Annotated in this window: 20 protein-coding genes; 3 read left to right on the forward strand and 17 right to left on the reverse strand. The window is 66.8% G+C overall.

The features are described 5' to 3' along the window. The first annotated feature begins 72 nt into the window (after positions 1 to 72). Positions 73 to 399 (forward strand): hypothetical protein, encoded by a 327-nt coding sequence (locus D5084_RS05735; RefSeq protein ID WP_128514555.1) that lies wholly within the window; start codon positions 73 to 75, stop codon positions 397 to 399. Here the strand turns inward: D5084_RS05735 and gyrB are convergent. The 9 genes from gyrB to mutM form a co-directional block, all read right to left on the reverse strand. Then, entirely contained in the window at positions 396 to 2,846 is a 2,451-nt protein-coding gene (gyrB, locus tag D5084_RS05740) for a DNA topoisomerase (ATP-hydrolyzing) subunit B (RefSeq protein WP_128514556.1), read from the reverse strand. The two genes, D5084_RS05735 and gyrB, sit on opposite strands and share 4 nt — an antisense overlap. Positions 2,847 to 2,927: 81 nt before the next feature. Further along, positions 2,928 to 3,548 carry a LysE family translocator gene (locus D5084_RS05745; protein ID WP_128514557.1) on the reverse strand — a complete coding sequence of 207 codons (621 nt, stop codon included), beginning with the start codon at positions 3,546 to 3,548 and terminating at the stop codon, positions 2,928 to 2,930. A gap of 9 nt (positions 3,549 to 3,557) precedes the next feature. Next, the gene (locus D5084_RS05750) at positions 3,558 to 4,088 is read right to left on the reverse strand and encodes a GNAT family N-acetyltransferase (protein WP_128514558.1); all 531 of its coding nucleotides are present in this window, start codon (positions 4,086 to 4,088) and stop codon (positions 3,558 to 3,560) included. Further along, positions 4,085 to 5,176, reverse strand: coding sequence for a DNA replication/repair protein RecF (recF, locus tag D5084_RS05755; protein WP_128514559.1), 1,092 nt, complete (start codon positions 5,174 to 5,176; stop codon positions 4,085 to 4,087). The genes D5084_RS05750 and recF overlap by 4 nt, the downstream gene beginning before the upstream one ends. Positions 5,177 to 5,204: 28 nt before the next feature. Further along, complete coding sequence (gene dnaN / locus D5084_RS05760; RefSeq protein WP_128514560.1) at positions 5,205 to 6,323, reverse strand: DNA polymerase III subunit beta; 1,119 nt, start codon at positions 6,321 to 6,323, stop codon at positions 5,205 to 5,207. A gap of 117 nt (positions 6,324 to 6,440) precedes the next feature. Continuing rightward, positions 6,441 to 7,799, reverse strand: a complete 1,359-nt coding sequence (dnaA, locus tag D5084_RS05765; RefSeq protein ID WP_128514561.1) for a chromosomal replication initiator protein DnaA — start codon at positions 7,797 to 7,799, stop codon at positions 6,441 to 6,443. Positions 7,800 to 8,340: 541 nt separating this feature from the next. Continuing rightward, a complete protein-coding gene (gene rpsT / locus D5084_RS05770) occupies positions 8,341 to 8,616 on the reverse strand; it encodes a 30S ribosomal protein S20 (protein ID WP_128514562.1) in 276 nt (91 codons plus the stop codon). 214 nt (positions 8,617 to 8,830) lie between these two features. Next, positions 8,831 to 9,607 (reverse strand): enoyl-CoA hydratase, encoded by a 777-nt coding sequence (locus tag D5084_RS05775; RefSeq protein WP_128514563.1) that lies wholly within the window; start codon positions 9,605 to 9,607, stop codon positions 8,831 to 8,833. A 60-nt stretch (positions 9,608 to 9,667) separates the two neighbouring features. Further along, positions 9,668 to 10,519: a bifunctional DNA-formamidopyrimidine glycosylase/DNA-(apurinic or apyrimidinic site) lyase gene (mutM, locus tag D5084_RS05780; protein ID WP_128514564.1), complete on the reverse strand. Its 852-nt coding sequence runs from the start codon at positions 10,517 to 10,519 to the stop codon at positions 9,668 to 9,670. An 83-nt stretch (positions 10,520 to 10,602) separates the two neighbouring features. Here mutM and ubiE point away from each other — a divergent pair, with 83 nt between their 5' ends. Both ubiE and ubiB read left to right on the forward strand, forming a co-directional pair. Further along, positions 10,603 to 11,349 carry a bifunctional demethylmenaquinone methyltransferase/2-methoxy-6-polyprenyl-1,4-benzoquinol methylase UbiE gene (gene ubiE, locus D5084_RS05785; protein WP_128514565.1) on the forward strand — a complete coding sequence of 249 codons (747 nt, stop codon included), beginning with the start codon at positions 10,603 to 10,605 and terminating at the stop codon, positions 11,347 to 11,349. After that, positions 11,346 to 12,878, forward strand: coding sequence for a 2-polyprenylphenol 6-hydroxylase (gene ubiB, locus D5084_RS05790; RefSeq protein WP_128514566.1), 1,533 nt, complete (start codon positions 11,346 to 11,348; stop codon positions 12,876 to 12,878). Before ubiE ends, ubiB begins: the two co-directional genes overlap by 4 nt. Positions 12,879 to 13,026: 148 nt before the next feature. Here the strand turns inward: ubiB and D5084_RS05795 are convergent, their stop codons facing one another. The 8 genes from D5084_RS05795 to D5084_RS05830 form a co-directional block, all read right to left on the reverse strand. Further along, entirely contained in the window at positions 13,027 to 13,836 is an 810-nt protein-coding gene (locus D5084_RS05795) for an HpcH/HpaI aldolase family protein (RefSeq protein ID WP_128514567.1), read from the reverse strand. Between the two features lie 9 nt (positions 13,837 to 13,845). Continuing rightward, positions 13,846 to 14,091: a MoaD/ThiS family protein gene (locus D5084_RS05800; RefSeq protein ID WP_128514568.1), complete on the reverse strand. Its 246-nt coding sequence runs from the start codon at positions 14,089 to 14,091 to the stop codon at positions 13,846 to 13,848. Between the two features lie 3 nt (positions 14,092 to 14,094). Beyond that, entirely contained in the window at positions 14,095 to 16,347 is a 2,253-nt protein-coding gene (locus tag D5084_RS05805; protein ID WP_128514569.1) for a xanthine dehydrogenase family protein molybdopterin-binding subunit, read from the reverse strand. Continuing rightward, on the reverse strand, positions 16,347 to 16,835 hold the full coding sequence (locus tag D5084_RS05810) for a (2Fe-2S)-binding protein (RefSeq protein ID WP_128514570.1): 489 nt from the start codon (positions 16,833 to 16,835) through the stop codon (positions 16,347 to 16,349). The genes D5084_RS05805 and D5084_RS05810 overlap by 1 nt, the downstream gene beginning before the upstream one ends. Then, the gene (locus tag D5084_RS05815) at positions 16,832 to 17,698 is read right to left on the reverse strand and encodes an FAD binding domain-containing protein (RefSeq protein ID WP_128514571.1); all 867 of its coding nucleotides are present in this window, start codon (positions 17,696 to 17,698) and stop codon (positions 16,832 to 16,834) included. Before D5084_RS05815 ends, D5084_RS05810 begins: the two co-directional genes overlap by 4 nt. A 250-nt stretch (positions 17,699 to 17,948) precedes the next feature. After that, positions 17,949 to 18,794 carry a PRC-barrel domain-containing protein gene (locus D5084_RS05820; RefSeq protein WP_128514572.1) on the reverse strand — a complete coding sequence of 282 codons (846 nt, stop codon included), beginning with the start codon at positions 18,792 to 18,794 and terminating at the stop codon, positions 17,949 to 17,951. Positions 18,795 to 18,820: 26 nt separating this feature from the next. Beyond that, positions 18,821 to 19,051 carry a hypothetical protein gene (locus D5084_RS05825; protein WP_128514573.1) on the reverse strand — a complete coding sequence of 77 codons (231 nt, stop codon included), beginning with the start codon at positions 19,049 to 19,051 and terminating at the stop codon, positions 18,821 to 18,823. Positions 19,052 to 19,080: 29 nt separating this feature from the next. After that, positions 19,081 to 19,890: a response regulator gene (locus D5084_RS05830; RefSeq protein ID WP_128514913.1), complete on the reverse strand. Its 810-nt coding sequence runs from the start codon at positions 19,888 to 19,890 to the stop codon at positions 19,081 to 19,083. Between the last annotated feature and the right edge of the window lie 19 nt (positions 19,891 to 19,909).

Genomic DNA, 19,909 nt, shown 5'->3' on the forward strand with positions numbered 1-19,909 from the left:
GCCACCGCGCTGCGGGGTCACAAGGCAGCGGATGGCTGGAGGGAAAGCCCGGGGGAAGAGGGGGCGAGCCAATTGGCGCTGGCCCTGCTGATCCTGACCGCGATGGTCAAGGGGGACGAAGCCGCGGCGCTGGCCGACCGGATCGTCGCCCGTTCACTGGACCTGCGGGACGGGCCGCTGCCGGGGCAGCCGATGCTCGCCAGCCCCTTCATGCACCACTATCTTTTCCTTGGACTGCAACAGCTTGGCCGTCGCAGGGACATCCACGCCGTCATCGCCGCGCGCTGGGGACGCCGGGTGCGGGAAGGCAGGCCGACGACACCAGAGAACTGGTCGATCGACTTCCCCGACGGATCCGCCTGCCACGGATTTTCGGCACACCCGTTGGGGTGGCTTTAGAAATCCAGATTCTCGACGCTGAGGGCGTTCTGCTGGATGAACTCGCGCCGGGGTTCCACCACATCGCCCATCAGCTTGGAGAAGATGTCGTCCGCCTCGGCCAGATCGTCGACCTTGACCTGCAACAGCGTCCGCGCCTCGGGGTCCAGGGTCGTCTCCCAAAGCTGGTCGGGGTTCATCTCGCCCAGACCCTTGTAGCGTTGCAGGGTCAGGCCCTTTTCGCCCTCGGACAGGATGGATTTCAACAGGTCGATGGGGCCGTGGATCGCCTGTTCGCGGTCCTTGCGCACCAGACGCGCGGGGTCGCGGTAGATGTCGCGGTAGTGGCCCGCAATCTGGGACAACCGGCGCGCCTCGCCGGACCGCAGGACAGCGCCGTCCAGCGTGCGCAGCTCCTCCACCCCCCGCAGGATGCGGCTCAGACGGATGCCGTGATCCTGAGTGATGCGGCCCTGCCAGCCGCGCTCGAACTCGGGCGCGATCAGGTTCAGGCGCCTTGCCACCGTGTCGGCCACGGCCTGAAGGTCGGCATCGGCGCTGCCCGGGTCGAAGGCCCCGGCAAGGGCGGCCTGTTCAAGGATGGGGCGCGGGTAATGCGTCGGGAAGGCGTCGAGCACCCGGCGGAACTGGCGCGCGCCTTCGATCACGCGGGTCAGGTCGTTGCCCGCGATTTCCTGCCCGTCGGTCAGCCGAAGGACCGCGCCCTCGGTGCCCATCTCGATCAGGTAGTCCTCAAGCGCGGCCTGGTCCTTGAGGTAGACCTCGGACTTGCCGCGCGCGACCTTGTACAGCGGCGGCTGGGCGATGTAGAGGTGGCCGCCTTCGATCAGCGCGGGCATCTGGCGGAAGAAGAAGGTCAGAAGCAGCGTGCGGATATGCGCGCCGTCCACGTCGGCGTCGGTCATGATGATGACCTTGTGATAGCGCAGCTTGCCGATGTCGAACTCGTCACGGCCGATCCCGGTGCCAAGGGCGGTGATCAGCGTGCCGATCTCCTGGCTGGACAGCATCCGGTCGAACCGCGCGCGTTCGACGTTCAGGATCTTGCCACGCAGGGGCAGGACGGCCTGGTTGGCGCGGCTGCGGCCCTGCTTTGCGGACCCGCCCGCCGAGTCGCCCTCGACGAGGAACAGTTCCGACTTGGCGGGATCGCGTTCCTGGCAATCGGCCAGCTTTCCGGGCAGCGACGCCACATCCAGCGCCGTCTTGCGGCGGGTCAGCTCTCGCGCCTTGCGGGCGGCCTCGCGCGCCAGCGCGGCTTCGATGATCTTGCCGACGATGATCTTCGCCGGGCCGGGGTTTTCCTCGAACCACTCGGAAAGCTTTTCGTTGACCAGGTTCTCGACCGCCGGGCGGACTTCGGACGAGACCAGCTTGTCCTTGGTCTGGCTGGAGAATTTCGGGTCCGGCACCTTGACCGACAGCACGCAGGTCAGCCCCTCGCGCGCGTCGTCGCCGGTGAAATCCACCTTCTCGCGCCTGGCGATGCCCGAGGACTGCGCATAGGCGGTGATCGTGCGGGTCAGCGCACCCCGGAAACCGGCGAGGTGGGTGCCGCCATCGCGCTGCGGAATGTTGTTTGTGAACGGCAGTACGGTTTCGTGGTAACTGTCGTTCCACCACATCGCAATCTCGACGCCGATGCCGTTCCGTTCGCCGACCATGTAGATCGGCTCGGCCATCACGCTGGATTTGGAACGGTCGATGTACTTGACGAATTCCCGCACGCCACCTTCGTAGAACAGCTCCACCCGCTGCGGTTCGGCGTGGCGTTCATCCTCCAGCACGATGCGCACGCCCGAGTTCAGGAAGGCAAGCTCGCGCAGGCGGTGTTCCAGCGTCTTGAAGCTGTAGTCGAGGTTCGAAAACGTCCCGTCCGGCCGGTTGGTCTTGGCGCTGGCCAGAAAGCGGACCATCGTGCCTTTCATGCCGGGCGCAGGGCCGACCTCATGCACATGGACAGTGCAGTCGCCATCCTCGAACCGGGCACGGTATTCGGTATCGTTGCGCCAGACGGTCAGTTCCAGCCATTCCGACAGGGCGTTGACGACCGACACGCCCACGCCGTGCAACCCGCCCGAGACCTTGTAGGCGTTCCCGCCCTCGTCCGTGTTGTTGAATTTCCCGCCTGCATGCAGCTGGGTCATGATGACCTCGGCCGCCGAGACGCCCTCTTCGGGGTGGATGTCGACAGGGATGCCGCGGCCGTTGTCGCGGACGGAAACGCTGTCGTCGGCGTGGATCTTCACCACGACTTCGGTCGCGTGCCCGGCCAGCGCCTCGTCGATGCCGTTGTCGACGACCTCATAGACCATGTGGTGCAGGCCCGAGCCGTCATCGGTGTCGCCGATATACATGCCAGGGCGTTTGCGAACCGCCTCCAACCCCTTGAGAACCTTGATGGAATCAGCACCGTATGCGGCGGTGTTCTTGGGCTGGTCAGCCATGCGCGGGGAACCCTTGTCGTTGCCCGCGATTTATAGCGGCTTGGTGCGGCAATGTCACCCCTTGGCCACAAGATTTGGTGGTCAGAGGAAGGGGATGACCAGCCCGACGCCGATCAGCAGGATGCCCGAAGTGACGTTCAGCCGCCGCACGCTTTCCGGGCTCGACAACACCTGCCGCGCCCGGTCGAGGAACAGGGCCAGGCCAAGGTTTCCGACCATCGGGATGACCGCCGAGATTGCGATGATCGCGGCCATGTCGAGGGCGGTCAGGCGGTCGAGAGAGAAGAACCCCGGCAGCGCGCCCATGTAGAACAGGATCGCCTTCGGGTTGCCGATGACCGCCGCGACGCCGACCGAAAAGCCCGCCCACATGCCGGGACGGGTCAGGCGGCTTTCGGCATTCAGCCTGGCGGCGGGCTTGCGGATCAGCATCACGCCCATGACCAGGAAGATCACCGCCGCGACCCAGCGCAGGACCTGCAGGAAATCGCCATAGGTGCTTTCGATCCAGGTCAGGCCCAGGATCGCGGCCAGGGGCCAGATCAGGTCTCCCAGCGCGACGCCCACGGCTAGAGGCCAGGCAGAGGCGAAGCCGCCTGACAGCGCGCGGGTGGTCAGCGCGACCCAGACCGGACCGGGCACCGCCCAGAGGCCAGCCATGCCCAGCGCATAAAGAAAAAGCTGTTGGACAGAAACGCTCATCCGGCAGGCTTAGAACAGCCCGCCAAGAAGGTCGAGGGGCCTGGTTCCGTCCCATGGCTTTCCCGTCAAGGCAAGCACTTGCAGGTGATCGCTTGCCTCGGAGACGCACAGCGCCCGCGTGCGCGCTCCGGTCAGGTCAAGATAGGTCAGCGGATTGGCGGCCGGGCGAAAACCGGCTGCGGCGTAAAGTTTCGCGGTCCCGAACAGCAGCGCGAAACCTGCCGGGGAGGTCCGGGTGACAGAAAGGGCCGCTTGCAGAAGCGCGGCGGCGTGACCCTGCCCCCGGTGCGCGGGGTCGGTGGCCACGTCGGCAATTCCGGCAATGGTCAGCAGGTCGTCTCCCAGCCGGACGGCGCGCAGCTGAACCGCAAGATGGGCGACAATCGCGTCGTCGTGCCGGACGACATGGCGCCAGGAATGACGGGTCTGGAAAAAGCTGCGGCCACCGAAATCGGTGCGGAAGCAGCGTGCCAGAAGATCCGCGATCGCCCGACCCTCGGCATTTGTGAGCAGATGTTCGGGAATAAGGTCAGCGGTCATCCTGCCACCTGCGAGGTGCCGTCCCGTTCGGTGATCTTCACAGTCCGGCCCCGGTCGCCCAGGGCGATGAACAGATCGGCCTCGGTGCCGGTCATAAGAGCCTGGGCATCCAGCGCGCAGAGTTCGTCGTAAAGCGCCGCGCGACGGTGTTCGTCAAGATGCGCGGCAACCTCGTCAAGAAGAAGGATCGGCGCGCGGCCGAGGTCCTGTCGCAGCGCACGGGCATTGGCAAGGATCAGACTGATGAGGAGCGCCTTCTGTTCGCCGGTGGAACATTGGTCGGCGGGTATGTCCTTGGCCGCATAGCGGGCCGAGAGATCGGCGCGATGCGGGCCGACCAGGGTGCGCCCGGCAGCGATGTCGCGGCGGCGGCCCTCGGCCAGGGCCAGGGCAAGGTCCTGCGGCTCGTCGGTCCCCTCCGGGCCGGTCAGCGTGAGGTCGGCCGAGGGGAAGGCGCTGGCGGGATCGGCAGCGGCGGCAATGCGCGCGATGGCGGCGCGGCGGTTGCGGGTGACATGCCCGCCGGCCTCGGCCATCTGCGATTCCAGCGCAGCGTACCAATGCGCATCGGTCACCTGATCCTTGATAAGCCGGTTCCGGTCCCGCATCGCCTTGTCGTATATGAGCGTTTGTTCGGCATGGTCGGGGAAGAATGACAAAGTCATCCGATCCAGGAACCTGCGGCGGCCTTCGGCGGCTTCGATCCACAGCCGGTCCATTGCGGGCACCAACCAGAGTACGCGCAGGATACGTCCCAGACTCGCCTGCGTGGCGGCCTTGCCGTCGATGCGCACCTGCCGAGGCTCTCCGGGTTCGGCCCAGGTCTCGACGTCATGCGCTGCGGAAAGGCCGTGGACCGTTGCGGCAATCTTCCAGCCCAGGCCGTCAGGTTTGCGGGCCAGATCCTCGGCGGCGGCGCGACGCAGGCCCCGACCGGGGGACAAGAGCGAGACGGCTTCCAGGATGTTCGTCTTGCCGGCCCCATTGGGACCGACGATGGCGACCGGGCGCCCGTCAAAGGCCAGCCGCGTGGCCCGGTGGCTGCGGAAATGCGCGAGCGTCAGGGTTTCGATCGCCAGACCGCCCACCGGATTTCCCTTTCAGTGCAAAGGGATGTCAGACCCGCATCGGCATGACGACATAGACCGCGGACGTGTCGTTGCCTTCGCGCATCAGGGTCGGATCGGCGGCAGAATTGAACAGGAAGACGGCGTTCTCACGGTCGACCTGGCTGGCGATCTCCAGCAGGTATTTCGCGTTGAAGCCGATCTCCAGCCGGTCGTCGCCGTAGGCCACGGCCAGTTCCTCCTCGGCGGCACCAGAATCGGGCGAGTTGACGGACAGGATCAGCCGGTCTTCCTCAAGCGACAGCTTCACCGCGCGCGAGCGTTCCGAGGACACGGTGGCCACGCGGTCGACCGCCTTGGCGAATTCGCTCGCATCGACCTCCAGCTTGCGGGTGTTGCCGGTGGGGATGACGCGGGTGTAGTCGGGGAAGGTCCCGTCGATGACCTTCGACGTCAGGGTGATGGCCGGGGTCGCAAAGCGAACCTTCGTTTCGGAAACCGAGACGGCGATGGTGGCATCGTCGTCATCCAGCAGTTTGCGCAGCTCTCCCACCGTCTTGCGCGGCACGATCACGCCAGGCATCCCCTCGGCGCCTTCGGGCAGGGGCGCGTCGATGCGGGCCAGACGATGGCCGTCGGTCGCCACACAGCGCAGCACCCGGCCGCCCTCGCCCTGCGCCACGTGCATGTAGACGCCGTTCAGGTAATAGCGCGTCTCTTCGGTGGAGATCGCGAATTTCGCCTTGTCGAACAGCCGCCGCAGCACCGGCGCGGGGGCCGAGAAATTCGACGAATATTCCGACGAGGCCATCACCGGAAAGTCCTCTTTCGGCAGCGTCGCCAGGCTGAAGGTCGACCGGCCCGCAGTGATGGTCAGGCGGCCCGCAGCGGCGTCCTCGGACAGGTTGACCAGCGCGCCATCAGGCAGCTTGCGCACGATCTCGTGCAGCATCACCGCCGAGACGGTCGTGGCCCCGGCGCGTTCGACCATGGCGGGGGCGCGGTCCACAACCTCGATGTCCAGATCGGTCGCGCGGAAGGAAACCTGCGACCCTTCGGCCTCGATCAGCACGTTGGCAAGGATCGGGATCGTGTTGCGGCGTTCGACCACCGACTGCGCCTGCGCCAGCGCCTTCAGAAGCGTCGCGCGTTCGATCGAGAGTTTCATCTGGCTTCCCCCTGCCGACCCGTTGAAGGGACGACGAATTTATCCGGTTTCCACCGGCTCGCAAGTGTTGATGGGACTGTGCGGAGGTTTCCGGGGGCCGTCAAGGCCGCCCGGAGGTCAACCCTGAAGCAAGCGGCGCAGAAGCTGCAGATCGTCGGCCAGCTGGCTGTCGGTCAGCATCAGTTCCTCGATCTTGCGCACGCCGTGCATGATCGTCGTGTGGTCGCGCCCCCCGAAACGGCGGCCGATTTCCGGCAGGGAGCGCGGGGTCAGCTGCTTGGCCAGATACATCGCCACCTGCCGAGGCCGGGCGATGGTGCGCAGCCGTTTCGGGCCGATCATGTCGGACAGGCGGATGTTGTAATGTTCCGCCACCTTGCGCTGGATTTCCTCGATGGTCAGCTTGCGGTCGGACGAACGCAGGATGTCGGCCAGGCAGTCCTGTGCCAGGTCCAGCGTGATCTCGCGCCCGACCAGCGAGGCAAAGGCGAACAGCCGCGTCAGCGCGCCTTCCAGCACACGGACGTTGGTCGTGATGCGATGGGCCAGGAATTCCAGCACGCCATCGGCCAGCACCAGCCCGCGATACTGGCTACGGTAGAATTCGACCTTCTGTTGCAGGATACCCAGCCGCAGTTCGTAATCGGTCGGATGCAGGTCGACGACCAGCCCGCATTGCAGACGCGACTTGATGCGGTCTTCCAGATCCTTGATCTCGCCGGGGGCGCGGTCGGCGGAAATCACGATCTGCTTGTTTGCATCCACCAGGGCGTTGAAGGTGTGGAAGAATTCCTCCTGCGTCGAATCCTTGCCGGCGATGAACTGGACGTCATCGACCATCAGCACGTCGACAGAGCGGAAAAGCTCCTTGAAATCCATCACCTGCCGGTCGCGCAGGGCCTGCACGAAGCGGTACATGAACTGTTCGGCCGACAGATACAGCACGCGCAATTCCGGGCGGCGGGCCTGCAGGTCATGGGCGATGGCATGCATCAGGTGCGTCTTGCCGAGGCCGACGCCGCCATAGAGGAACAGCGGGTTGAAGGTGACCGGCCCGCCCTCGGCCACCCGGCGGGCGGCGGCATGGGCCAGCTCGTTCGGCTTGCCGACCACGAAGGTATCGAAGGTAAAGCGCGCATCCAGCGGCGCGCCGGGCAGCTCTTCCTCGGACACCCGGGCACGGACCGGACGTGCGGCAGATTTCGCCGTCTGCGGAAGCGCCGCGACGGGGGCGGCGGAGCCAACGGCGAATTCGAGGCGGTCGACCGGCTCTCCGGCGCTGGACAGCTGGGTGCGGATATGGTCGCCGTAATTGCGTTGGACCCAGTCGCCGAAGAAGGTCGTCGGCACTTCGAACCTGGCCACGCCGTTTTTCAGCTGCGACAGCTTCAGCGGCTCGATCCAGGTGGCATAGTTGTGCCGACCAACCCGCTTGATCAACTCCTCCCGCACCTGCCCCCAGGTTTCATTCGTCATTCGCAAACCTGCCACTTCCATGAACCCCGAGCCAAAGGCCCCGATCCTGCCCCGTTTCTTTTGAGCGAGTCAGTCCGACCAAGCCGCCAGCAAGCCCCGGACGGGCCGCAGCACAACGGTTTGACAGGGGGACGGAACAACGCAGGCAGCCTGCCGGATGTTCGGCGGCCACAGCGCAAGCAATGGGATGGCTTGAATGCCATCTCCAATCCATTGATCACAAACGAAAAACTCGGATTTCAGCGCATAGGCGCGCCTTGTCCGTGCAGCAGCTTTTCGTTTGCGACCCGTTCATGTCCCCCAAGACGAAGTGAATCGCAGGGTCACGCTAGCAAGCCCGTCGCGGGCTCTGCAACCGAACAACGCGCTTGACAGGGATTCCCCAAAACCGAATCCGAAGGCTCTGGCAAATCGGCAACGGAGCGTCGGAAAGCCCGGTTCGGACGCTGCCAAAGACAAAGGGGCGCGCCCGTTCAGGCACGCCCCTGGTGTTTCGAAGTGTTCCGGAATCGGCCCGGCAGCGCAGCGGGACCGGGGTCGATCAAGCCTTGGTGGTGGCGACGGCCTTCACGCGCGCGGCGAGGCGCGACATCTTGCGGGCCACGGTGTTCTTGTGCAGCACGCCCTTGGTCACGCCGCGGGCGAGTTCCGGCTGGGCGGCCTTCAGCGCGGCCTGGGCGGCGTCGGGATTGCCCGAGGCGATGGCTTCCTCGACCTTGCGCAGGAAGGTGCGGATGCGCGAGCGGCGTGCCTTGTTGATGGCGTAGCGGGCCTCGGACTGGCGGGCGCGTTTCTTGGACTGTTCAGTGTTTGCCATGCTTGGCTTCCTTGCGGTCTGTCGGTTTCATTTCTGTCGCACGAAAGACCAGAAGGCACCGTCCCGAAGGGATGGATCTGATTCTTGCCTAAGCGGGCCCACGCGCATGTGGGGCGGCGTATAGGCGAAGTCGAGGGGAATGGAAAGCCCCCGCTCGTCGATGACGTCGTCACTCCTCGCTGGCGCACCGACGAGAAGCCGGGGGCGGCCCGGTCTAGCGGTCGCGGAACTGCGGCTGGCGTTTTTCCAGGAAGGCGGCCATGCCTTCCTTCTGGTCTTCGGTCGCGAACATCGCGTGGAACATGCGGCGTTCGAACAAGAGGCCCTCGGCCAGCGGCGTCTCTTGCGCGCGGTTCACGCATTCCTTGACCACCATCGCCGTCACCGCCGATTTCTCGACGATCTTCTGCGCGGCCTTCATCGCCTCTTCGATCAGGGATTTCGCGGGCACGACCCGGCTGACCAGACCGCAACGCTCGGCCTCGGCGGCATCCATGAAGCGGCCGGTGAGGTGCATGTCCATCGACTTCGACTTGCCCACCGCGCGGGTCAGGCGCTGGGTGCCGCCCATCCCGGCCACGATGCCGAGGTTGATCTCGGGCTGGCCGAACTTGGCGGTGTCGGCGGCGATGATGAAATCGGCCAGCATCGCCAGCTCGCAGCCGCCGCCCAGGCAATAGCCGCCCACCGCCGCGATGATCGGCTTGCGGGCCTTGGCGATGATCGCCGCCTCGGGCCCGAACAGATCATCGAAATAGACGTCGATGAAGCTTTTCTCGGCCATCTCCTTCACGTCGGCCCCTGCGGCAAAGGCCTTGTCCGACCCGGTGATGACGATGCAGCGCACGCGGTCGTTGGCTTCCGCCGCCGTCACCGCCGCCGCAAGCTCGCGCATCAGCGTCAGGTTCAGGGCATTCATGGCATCGGGGCGGTTCAGCCGGATCAGCGAGACATAGTCCTCGGTCTCGACGATCAGTGTTTCATAGGCCATCGCGGCCTCCTTCATGGCAGACTGGAGGGGACTCCTAGCACCAAACGGCGCATTGGCAAGTCAACTCTGACAGGCGGGGCACCAGAAGGACGACCGGCCCGACTGCACCGTGCGGGTGATCCGGCCGCCGCAGCCTGAGGTCTCGCAAGGCTCGCCTTCGCGGTCATAAACCTGAAAATGCTTGGAAAAATAGCCAAGCTCGCCATTGGTCTGCCGGAAGTCGCGCAGACTGGATCCGCCCGCCTCGATCGCCTCGGCCAGGACCTCGCGGATCACGGGGACAAGACCATGCACCTGCGCTTCCGCAAGGTCACCGGCCAGCCGCAGGGGGCTGATCCGCGCGCGATACAGCGTTTCGGCCACATAGATGTTGCCCAGCCCCGCCACGATCCGCTGGTCCAGAAGCGCGGCCTTGATCGTGGTCCGCCGCCCGCGCAGCCGCCCGGCAAGATAGGGTGCGTTGAAGTCGTTGCCGAAGGGTTCCGGCCCCAGGTCGCGCAGCAGCATGTGCTCTGCGGCGCGGTCCGTCTGCATCAGGTCCATCGCCCCGAAGCGGCGCGCATCGTTGAACGTCACCCGCGCCCCGCCAGCCATATGCAGCACCACATGGTCATGTTTCTGCGGCGCCGGGTGGTCGTGGTAGAACGCCCCCAGCTGCGCGCCAGACACCAGCATCCGCCCGGACATGCCCAGATGCACCAGAAGCGTCTCGCCACTGTCGAGATCGGCGAGCAGGTATTTCGACCGCCGCCGCAGGGCCGTCACCCTCTGCCCGGTCAGCCTTTCCGCCATCCGCGCCGGCAAGGGCCAGCGCAGATCGGGACGGTTGACCTCGGCGCGCGCGATGACTGCGCCCTCCATCACGGGCAGCAGGCCGCGGCGGACGGTTTCGACTTCGGGCAGTTCCGGCATTTCGGCTTTCGGACAGTTGGGCGCATTGCGGGCGCGCGGTGGCGCACTATAAGGAGGGGCTGGACCCAAGGATCGCAAGCCCGATGAGCGAAGAAAAGACCACCCATTTCGGCTTTCAGGACGTGCCCGAGGCCGAAAAGGCCGGGCTGGTGCATGGCGTCTTTTCGCGGGTGGCGTCGAAATACGACATCATGAACGACGCGATGTCGCTGGGCATCCATCGGCTGTGGAAGGACGCGATGATGGACTGGCTGGCGCCCCGGCCCGGCCAGAGGCTCCTGGACGTGGCGGGCGGCACCGGCGACGTGGCCTTCCGCTTCCTGAAGCGCGCGCCGGGGGCCAGCGCGGTCGTCTGCGACATGACCGAGCCGATGCTGATCGAGGGGCGCAAGCGGGCCGAGGCGGAACGCCTGGCCGCCAGCCTCGACTGGGTGGTGGGCGACGCGATGGCCCTGCCCTTCGCCGACAGCAGTTTCGACGTCTACACCATTTCGTTCGGCATCCGGAACGTGACCCGCATCCCGGACGCGCTGTCCGAGGCGTACCGGGTCCTGAAACCCGGCGGGCGGCTGATGGTGCTGGAGTTCAGCCAGATCCCGAACGACCTGATGCAGAAGGTCTATGACCTGTATTCCTTCAACGTGATCCCGGTCATGGGCCAGGTGATCGCGGGAGACCGGGCCTCTTACCAGTATCTCGTCGAATCGATCCGCCGCTTTCCGGATCAGGAGCGTTTCGCCGCCATGATCCGCGATGCGGGGTTCGAGCAGGTGAAATACCGCAACCTGACGATGGGCATCGCCGCGCTGCATTCGGGCTGGAAACTGTGAAAGGCCCCCACAACATCATCCGTCTGATCCGCACTGGCGCCACGCTGGAACGCACCGGGGCGATGGACGTGGTGCTGGAGGCCTTCCGCGCGCCCCCGCGCCTGCGCTTTGCCGCGCGGATGCTGGGCTGGCCGTTCAAGTGGCTGGGCTTGCAGGGCGACCTTTCGTTGCCCCCGGCGACCCGCGCGCTGACTGCTCTGGGCCCCGCCTACATCAAGTTCGGCCAGGTCCTGTCCACCCGCCCGGATGTGGTGGGCGAGGAACTGGCGCAGCAGCTGAAGTATCTTCAGGACAAGCTGCCGCCCTTCCCGGTCGAAACCGCCAAGAAGATGATCGAGGCCGAGCTGGAACAGCCCGTCGCCACCCTGTTCAGCGAATTCTCCGACCCCGTCGCCGCCGCCTCCATCGCCCAGGTTCACCGCGCCCGGCTGGCCGAGACGGGCGAGGAGGTCGCGGTCAAGGTCCTGCGCCCCGGCATCGAACGCGCCTTCCGCAAGGACATCGACGCCTTCTATCTGGCCGCGCGCTGGATCGAACGCCTTGCGCCCTTCTCGCGTCGCCTCCGCCCCGTCGAAGTCATCCGGCACTTCGAAGGCGTGGTGATGGGAGAGCTGGACCTGCGGCTGGAAAGCTCGAACGCGGCGGAGTTCGCCGCGAACACCGCGCAGGATGAAGGGTTCCAGGTGCCGAAGCCGCACTGGTTCCTGTCCAGCCGCAATGTGATGACGCTGGGCTGGGCCGAAGGCATCGGGCTGAACGACATCGCGCTGATCGACGCGGCGGGTTTCGATCGGCGGGTGCTGGGCGCGCGGGTATTGCAGCTGTTCCTGAACCACGCTCTGCGCGACGGGTTCTTTCACGCCGACATGCATCAGGGCAACCTGAAGATCGCGGCGAACGGCGACATCATCGCCTATGACTTCGGCATCATGGGCCGGATCGACGAATACACCCGCCGCGTCTATGCCGAGATCCTGATGGGCTTCATCCGCAAGGATTACCGCCGCGTCGCCGAGGTGCATTTCGAGGCAGGCTATGTGCCGCCCGACCGCGACATCGACGAATTCGCCCGGGCGCTGCGGGCAGTGGGCGAGCCGATCTTCGGCATGGACGCAAGCCGCATCTCGATGGCGCGTCTGCTGGCCTATCTCTTCGAGGTGACCGAACGCTTCGGGATGGAGACGCGGACCGAACTGATCCTTCTGCAACGCACGATGGTCGTTGTCGAAGGCGTGGCGCGCAGCCTCGACCCGCACATCAACATCTGGCAGGTCGCCGGTCCCATTGTCGAACGCTACATCCGCGAGAACGTGGGACCAAAGGCCGTGCTGCGCGATCTGGTCAAGACCGCGCGGGTGCTTGGCCGTTTCGGCCCGAAGCTGCCCGCCCTGGTCGAGGCGCAACTGATCCGCGCCGGAAACCCCGCGACTCAGCCGCCGCGCCCGGAACGGTCGCTTGGCACTTTCCTCTGGCCCGCGCTGGCCGCCCTTGGCTTCGCGGCGGGATGGCTGGCGCGCGCTTACCTGTAGAAACGCCCGGACGACGGGATCACGACACCTGTTGCCAGCGCCCCTCGCGGCTGGACTGGTGGATCGTCTCGACCAGCCGCCGGATGCGCAGTTCCTTGCGGAAGCCGATGGGCTCCGCCCCCTGGCAGAGGATGGTCTGTCCGCCGCCTCAGTAGCCGCCCGGTTCCGCCGTGCCAGCCGTCCCGCCGGTCAGCTTGCGGAAGCCGGCGACAGCGGCCCCGGCGGCGCTGGCCAGGAACTTGGTGTCGCCGCCCACCGTCGTCATGTCGAACCCCCAGCCGATGGCGCGGGCGGCATAGTCGGGCGACCCGCAATGCAAGCCCGCGCGCAGGCCGTTGCGCTTGCAGGCGGCGAGGATCGTCTGCAAGGCGGCCAGGATCTCGGGCTCTTCCCGGTCCATGCCGGGGGCCAGCCTGCCCCCCGAAAGCGAGATCGACAGGTCCGCCGGGCCGACATAGATCCCGTCCAGCCCCGGCGTGGCGGTGATGGCGTCGAGGTTCGCCATGCCCTCGGCGGTCTCGATCATCGCAAAGGCCAGGATATTGGCATTGGCCTGCGCGGCATAATCCCCCCCGGCGGCAAAGGCCGCCCGGGTCGGGCCGAAACTGCGCACGCCCAGCGGCGGATAGCGCAGGTAGCTGACGAAGCGCGCGGCGTCCTCGGCGCTGTTCACCATCGGGCAGATGATGCCCTGCGCGCCCGCATCCAGCGCCTTCATGATGATCCCCGGCTCCAGCCAGGGCACGCGCGCCAGAAGCACCGCGCCCGAGGCGCGCATCGCCTGAAGCATGGGCAAAAGGTCGCTGTAGTCCAGCGCGCCGTGCTGCATGTCCACGGTCAGCGAATCGAAGCCCTGCGCCGCCATGATCTCGGCGGCGAAGGGGCTGGCGATGGACAACCAGCCGTTGATCGCGGGCCGCCCCTCGGCCCAGAGCGCCTTCAGACGGTTGGGAAACATGCGCCCTCCTCAGCCGCCCTTCAGGCGCTGCAACAGATAGACCTCGCTGTCGGGCTTGACCGGAGCCGCGCGGTTGTTGGCGATGACCTCGCCATCCACCGCCACCGACAGCCCCGCCTTGATCGCAGGCGCCAGACCCGGATGCGCCCGTTCCAGCGCATCCAGCATCTGGCCCACGGTCGCGGCCTCGACCTCCACCACCTCCTGCCCGTCGGCAAAGCGCCGCAGGCTGGCCCAGAGATGGACGCGCGCCACGCCTCAGCCCTTCTTCAGCGCCTTGATCGCCGCCAGCACCTTGGGCGGCGAACAGGGCAGGCTGCGGATCCGCGCCCCCGTGGCCCCGGCGATGGCCGAGGCAATCGCAGGCAGGGGCGGAGTGATCCCCGTCTCGCCCACACCGCGCACGCCGTAGGGGTGGCCGGGGTTCGGGACCTCGACGATCACCGTGTCGATCATCGGCAGGTCGGAGGCCACCGGGATCCGGTAGTCGAGGAACACCGGGTTCTGCAACCGACCGTCGGGGCCGTAGACATATTCCTCGTTCAAGGCCCAGCCGATGCCCTGCGCGGCACCGCCCTGATACTGGCCCTCGACATAGGCCGGATGGATCGCGGTGCCCGCGTCCTGCACCACCAGATAGCGCAGGACCGTGGTCCGCCCCGTCTCCGGGTCCACCTCGACATCGACGACATGGGTGCCGAAGCTCGCGCCATAGCCGCCCGCCGTCACCTCGTGGTGGCCAGAGATCGGCCCGCCGGTGGACCCCATCTTCGCCCCGATCTCGCCGATGGACATGGGCGGGAACTTGCCCGCGTTCGGCCCGGCGGGGTGCGCCGCGCCATCGCGCCATTCGACCGCCTCGGCGTCGATGCCCCACTCCGCCGCCGCACGCTTGCACATCTCGCGGATCGCGGCCTCGGCGGCGATCACCGCGGCCTTGCCGCTGGCAAAGGTCGCCCGGCTGCCATGGGTCGGCTCGTTCACCCCAAGCGCCCCGGTTTCGACCACGTTCACCCGCACGTCCTCGTAGGGGATGCCCAGCGTTTCCGCGACCATGAGGCCGATCGAGGCGCGGCTGCCGCCGATGTCGGGCGTGCCGATCGACACGGTGGCCGTCCCGTCCTCGCCGATGGCCAAGCTGACCGAGGTCTCGCCGCCGTGGTTGAACCAGAAGCCCGAGGCCACGCCCCGGCCCTGGTTCGGCCCCAGCGGGATGCTGTAGTTGGGATGCGCCTTCGCCGCCTCCAGCGTTTCCTGAAGGCCGATCACGTCATAGACCGGACCATAGGACGATTTCGACCCGTTCCGCGCCCCGTTCTTCAGCCGCACCTCGATGGGGTCGAGCCCCAGTTCCCGGCACAGCTCGTCGATCATGCTTTCCACCGCGAAGGCCGCCATGGGCGACCCCGGCGCGCGGTAGGCTGCGGCCTTCGGGCGGTTGGTGATGATCTCGATCCCCTCATGCTTCAGCGCGGGGATGTCATAGCAGGCAAAGGCGCAGGGCAGCGCCTCGCCGATGGGCGACATGCCGGGGAAGGCGCCGCCCTGCATGCGGAAATAGACCTGGCCGGCGGTGATCGTGCCGTCCTTCTTCATGCCGATCTTCACGTCCATCGAGGCGCTGGCCGTCGGCCCCGTCGCCCGCAGCACCTCCGACCGGCTCATCACCAGCTTGACCGGGCGCCCGCCCGCCTTCTTCGACAGGGCCAGCGTCAGCGGCTCCATGAAGATCGTGGTCTTGCCCCCGAAGCCGCCGCCGATTTCCGAAGGCGTCACGCGCAGGTTTGCCGCCTCGATGCCAAGGACGGCAGAGCACATCCGGCGGATGTACCAGTGCCCTTGCGTGCAGACCCACATCTCGCCGCGCCCGTCCTCGCCCAGCTGGCCCACGGCGGCATGGGGCTCGATATAGCCCTGATGCGTCGCCTCGGTGCGGTAGGTGTGTTCGCGCACCACATCGGCGGCGGCGAAGCCCGCCTCGACATCGCCATGCCCGAACTCCATGTAGCGCGCGACGTTGCCGTGCATCCCCTCGGGCACCGAGTAATCCGCCACGCCGGGCCGGATCACCGGGGCATCCGGCGCAATGGCCGCATCGACATCGGTCACATGCGGCAGGACCTCATACTCCACCTCGATCAGCCGCGCCGCGTCCTGCGCCAGCAACGGAGTGGTCGCCGCGACCGCCGCCACCGCGTGGCCGTCATACAGAGCCCGATCCCCGGCCAGCGTGTTGTCCTGAAGGTTCAGGTCCTCTCCCGTCAGCCCCGTAGGCAGGTCGGCGCGCGTGACCACGGCCTTCACCCCCTCCAGCGCCAGGGCCTTGGACGCATCGATCCTCACGATCCGCGCGTGGGCATGGGGGCTGCGCACCACGGCGGCATGCAGCATCCCCGGCAGCGAGAAATCCGCGCCATACCGGGCGCGCCCCGTCACCTTGTCCAGCCCATCCGGGCGGTTGGGCCGGGTGCCGACGTACTTGTATCCGGTCTTCACATCATCCCGTGCCATCACGCAGCCCCCCTGTGGTCCTGACGCATTTCCGCCGCCGCGTCCTGCACCGCGCGGACGATCTTGTCGTATCCCGTGCAGCGGCAGAGGTTCCCGGCAAGCCAATAGCGGATCTCGGTCTCGCTCGGGTCCGGGTTCCGCTCCAGAAGGGCCTTCGCCGCGACCAGAATGCCCGGAGTGCAGAAGCCGCACTGCAAGGCCGCATGTTCGATGAACTTGCGCTGCAAGGGGTGCAACCCGTCCCTGGCCATGCCCTCGATGGTTTCCACCCGCTTGCCGTTGGCTTCCGCCGCCAGCATCAGGCAGGAACAGACCAGCGTGCCGTCCACAGTGACCGAACAGGCCCCGCAGTCGCCGGTGCCGCAGCCTTCCTTGGTGCCGGTCAGGTCCAGATGGTTCCGCAGCGCGTCCAGAAGCGTCTCGCGCGGGTCCGCCAGGAACTCCACCGGGTCGCCGTTGACGGTGGCGGTGACGTGAATCTTGCTCATGCTTTCATCCCTTTCGCCCGGTCATAGGCGATCTTCGCCGCCCGGCGAGCCAGCACGCCCGCCACTTCGATGCGGAACTCCTTCGTCCCGCGCTTGTCCGAAATCGGCTTCGCCTCGCCCTCTGCCGCCTTGGCCAGCGCAATCAGCGCCGCATCGTCCAGCGTGGTGCCGATGATCGCCCTTGCACAGGCATCGGACAACAGGACCGTCGGAGCGACCGCCCCCAGCGCGACGCGCGCCTCCACCACCTTGTCCCCGTCCAGCCGCAGGTTCACCGCACAACCCACGACCGCAATGTCCATCTCGGTCCGGGGGATGAAGCGCAGATAGGCGTCGCCCCCATTCTTTCCGCGCGGCGGCAGGGTGATCGCCGAGATCAACTCGCCCCTGGCCAGATTGGTCTTCCCCGGCCCCGCAGGCACCGCCTCGACCGGGATCTCGCGCGATCCGTTCGGCCCCGTCACCGTGACCGTCGCACCCGCAGCGATCAGGCCCGGCACCGAATCGGCGGCAGGCGAGCCATTGCACAGATTCCCCGCCAGGGTTGCCCGGCCCTGCACCTGCGTTGACCCCACAAGGTTCATCCCCTCGACGACCCCCGGCCAGTCCCGCATCAGCTCTGCATGGCCGCCCAGCACGATCCCCGGCACCGCGATGCCGATCTTCCAGCCGCCTTCCGCTGTGCGTTCGATCCTGTCCACGCCCGGAATGTGCTTGAGGTCGATCAGATCGTCCGGCTGCACCATCCCGGCGCGCATCTGCACCAGCACATCGGTCCCCCCCGCCAGAAAGCGCAAGGTCCCGGAAGATGCCGCCGCAATGGCGGCTGCGTCGCTGAAGCTTGTTGGGGTGTGGTATCGCATAGCGCCTCCCTACCATCTGCGGGCGATCGCCTGTCGCCGTTCGCCGCCGACTTTGCGGCACCCGAAGCGCGGCTGCAATGGCAGTCTGCGACGGCTTGGGTCTGTCGCCGACCTTTCGACGCGCAAATGCGGCAACCCGCCAGCGATGCGGGCCTCGCATCGGCAGGTCGGCACGGCGACCCGGCCGGCGACATGAAAAACCCGCGCCGTCCGGCGGACGACGCGGGCCTCTTTCCCGACTGCCGAAGGCTCAGACCTTGTAGTCCGGCAAAGCCTCAAGCTCTTCCTTGGTCATGTCGACCCAGACGCGCACCGCGCCGCCTTCGGTCCTGGCCACCGTCAGACGATCCATCGGCAGAGCCACGGTCTTGACGCCCATCCCGAGAAAACCGCCGACGTCCAGAACCACGCCCGTCACCCGGCCTTCGGGCGAAAGCACCAGATCGGCGACCTCGGCAATCGACGCATCGGTCGCATCGCGGACATCCGCACCGGTCAGGGTCTCGGCGGTCAGGGCGTCAAGGCCAATCGCGGTGTAGCCTTCGGGCAGCGTCATCGTGCCCTTGGCCGGGGCTGCTGCCATGCCGGTCCCGTCCGGGGCAACCATCGCCTCCGGAACAGTCTCCATGCCATTCCTGTCGGCGTCCGAGACGGCAGCGCGATCGCCCATCGCGGGTCGCAGATATGCCGGGGCGGCTTCCAGAGTGGCACGGTCAGTCTGCAACACCAGGAACCAGTCGTCGGCGTCGGTCGCATCGTCCTGCACGAACTTCAGCGCCGCCATGTCGACGGCAACCTGGCGCTCGCCGATCCCGAGGAACCCGCCGATGTCGACCAGCACTGCGTCAACCGTGCCGTCGCGGCCCAGAAGCACGTCGTTCACTTCACCGATGTCGTCCCAGCCCTGCTGAACGCCGGCATAGGCATCCGCGTCCAGAGCGGCTTCGCTGACATAGACGCGCGCGCCGATGATGTCGGACGCATAGGCCGAAGGGCCGACAGGCTCGGCCTGGAACGGCGACATGGGGGCGTCCTGGGCGATGGCAGGCAGCACGAAACCGGCCGCCAGAGCGGTGGAAAGAAGCAGAGCTTTCATGGAAATTCTCCTGATTTGTCTTGCGGTTATGGCGACATCTCCATGACGTCGCCTATGCCGGGACAACGTTCCATGCCGCGGCGGGTTCCGACTTTTTTCGCGGTCAGGTTGCAGGTCCGGCACACTGGCGGAGTCTTGCCGGTCGCAAGGTGCCAGACCGTCTTGTCGGCAACGGACGGGAAGGCGCGGGCGAGGCCATCGCCCGCGGCCAGAACATTCTGCGCCCTGCGCCACAGGTCCGACGGCCAGGCGTTCATCAGCCGACCCGTTGGCGCCGACGATCAGGTCAGCGGTGCAACGTGTCGGTCGAAGAGAAGAACATCGCCTGGCTGACAGCCGAACGGACCTGTTCCTCGGTATAGGGCTTGTTGATCAGGAAGGCCGGTTCCGGTCGCGCGCCGGTCAGCAGTCGTTCGGGGAAGGCGGTGATGAAGATGACCGGGATGTCGCCGAACTGGCCGAGGATGTCTTTCACCGCGTCGATGCCCGAAGAATTGTCCGCCAGCTGGATGTCGGCCAGGATCAGGTCCGGCCGCTCCGATGTCGCCATCCGCACCGCCTCGCGGTGGGTGCGCGCGGTCGCGGTCACGCGATGCCCCATGCCTTCGACGATCGCCGTGATGTCCATCGCGATGATCGCCTCGTCCTCGATCACCAGGACCGACCCGCGCACCGACTGTTCCATCTCGCGCACGGCAATGTCGATCAGCCCGGCTGTCTCGTCGCCGGAAATCCCCATGATCGCCGCCACGTCCGCGGCCCCGAAGCCTTCGATCGTGGTCAGAAGCAACGCCTCGCGCGAATTGGGCGTCAGGGCGGCCAGATGCGCCTGCGCCTTGCCCGACAGATCGTCCTCCGCCTCGGCCACCGGCGCGCCCGAGGTCGTCCAGATCGAATGGAACACCGCAAACAGCGAAACCCGCGGGTCGCCATGCGCCGTCAGCAGGGCCGGATCGGCAACGACGGCCTCCAGCACGGCCAGCGCATACTGGTCGCCGCTGGTCTGGTTTCCGGTCAGCGCCCGCGCATAGCGACGCAGATAGGGCAGCTGGCGCGCTACCGCCGCCGAGTGGTCGACCGCTTCCTGTGCGAGCATGACGACAGTCTCCATGTTT

The sequence above is a fragment of the Tabrizicola thermarum genome, assembly GCF_003574395.1.
In the GTDB taxonomy this organism is placed as follows: Bacteria; Pseudomonadota; Alphaproteobacteria; order Rhodobacterales; family Rhodobacteraceae; genus Tabrizicola; species Tabrizicola thermarum.

Bases quoted from the DNA above. Each gene is read 5' to 3' on its own strand.
- gyrB (WP_128514556.1), bottom strand. From the start codon at position 2,846: ATGGCTGACCAGCCCAAGAACACCGCCGCATACGGTGCTGATTCCATC.
- D5084_RS05745 (WP_128514557.1), bottom strand. From the start codon at position 3,548: ATGAGCGTTTCTGTCCAACAGCTTTTTCTTTATGCGCTGGGCATGGCT.
- D5084_RS05750 (WP_128514558.1), bottom strand. From the start codon at position 4,088: ATGACCGCTGACCTTATTCCCGAACATCTGCTCACAAATGCCGAGGGT.
- dnaN (WP_128514560.1), bottom strand. From the start codon at position 6,323: ATGAAACTCTCGATCGAACGCGCGACGCTTCTGAAGGCGCTGGCGCAG.
- dnaA (WP_128514561.1), bottom strand. From the start codon at position 7,799: ATGACGAATGAAACCTGGGGGCAGGTGCGGGAGGAGTTGATCAAGCGG.
- rpsT (WP_128514562.1), bottom strand. From the start codon at position 8,616: ATGGCAAACACTGAACAGTCCAAGAAACGCGCCCGCCAGTCCGAGGCC.
- D5084_RS05775 (WP_128514563.1), bottom strand. From the start codon at position 9,607: ATGGCCTATGAAACACTGATCGTCGAGACCGAGGACTATGTCTCGCTG.
- mutM (WP_128514564.1), bottom strand. From the start codon at position 10,519: ATGCCGGAACTGCCCGAAGTCGAAACCGTCCGCCGCGGCCTGCTGCCC.
- ubiE (WP_128514565.1), top strand. From the start codon at position 10,603: ATGAGCGAAGAAAAGACCACCCATTTCGGCTTTCAGGACGTGCCCGAG.
- D5084_RS05795 (WP_128514567.1), bottom strand. From the start codon at position 13,836: ATGTTTCCCAACCGTCTGAAGGCGCTCTGGGCCGAGGGGCGGCCCGCG.
- D5084_RS05805 (WP_128514569.1), bottom strand. From the start codon at position 16,347: ATGGCACGGGATGATGTGAAGACCGGATACAAGTACGTCGGCACCCGG.
- D5084_RS05810 (WP_128514570.1), bottom strand. From the start codon at position 16,835: ATGAGCAAGATTCACGTCACCGCCACCGTCAACGGCGACCCGGTGGAG.
- D5084_RS05815 (WP_128514571.1), bottom strand. From the start codon at position 17,698: ATGCGATACCACACCCCAACAAGCTTCAGCGACGCAGCCGCCATTGCG.
- D5084_RS05820 (WP_128514572.1), bottom strand. From the start codon at position 18,794: ATGAAAGCTCTGCTTCTTTCCACCGCTCTGGCGGCCGGTTTCGTGCTG.
- D5084_RS05825 (WP_128514573.1), bottom strand. From the start codon at position 19,051: ATGAACGCCTGGCCGTCGGACCTGTGGCGCAGGGCGCAGAATGTTCTG.
- D5084_RS05830 (WP_128514913.1), bottom strand. From the start codon at position 19,890: ATGCTCGCACAGGAAGCGGTCGACCACTCGGCGGCGGTAGCGCGCCAG.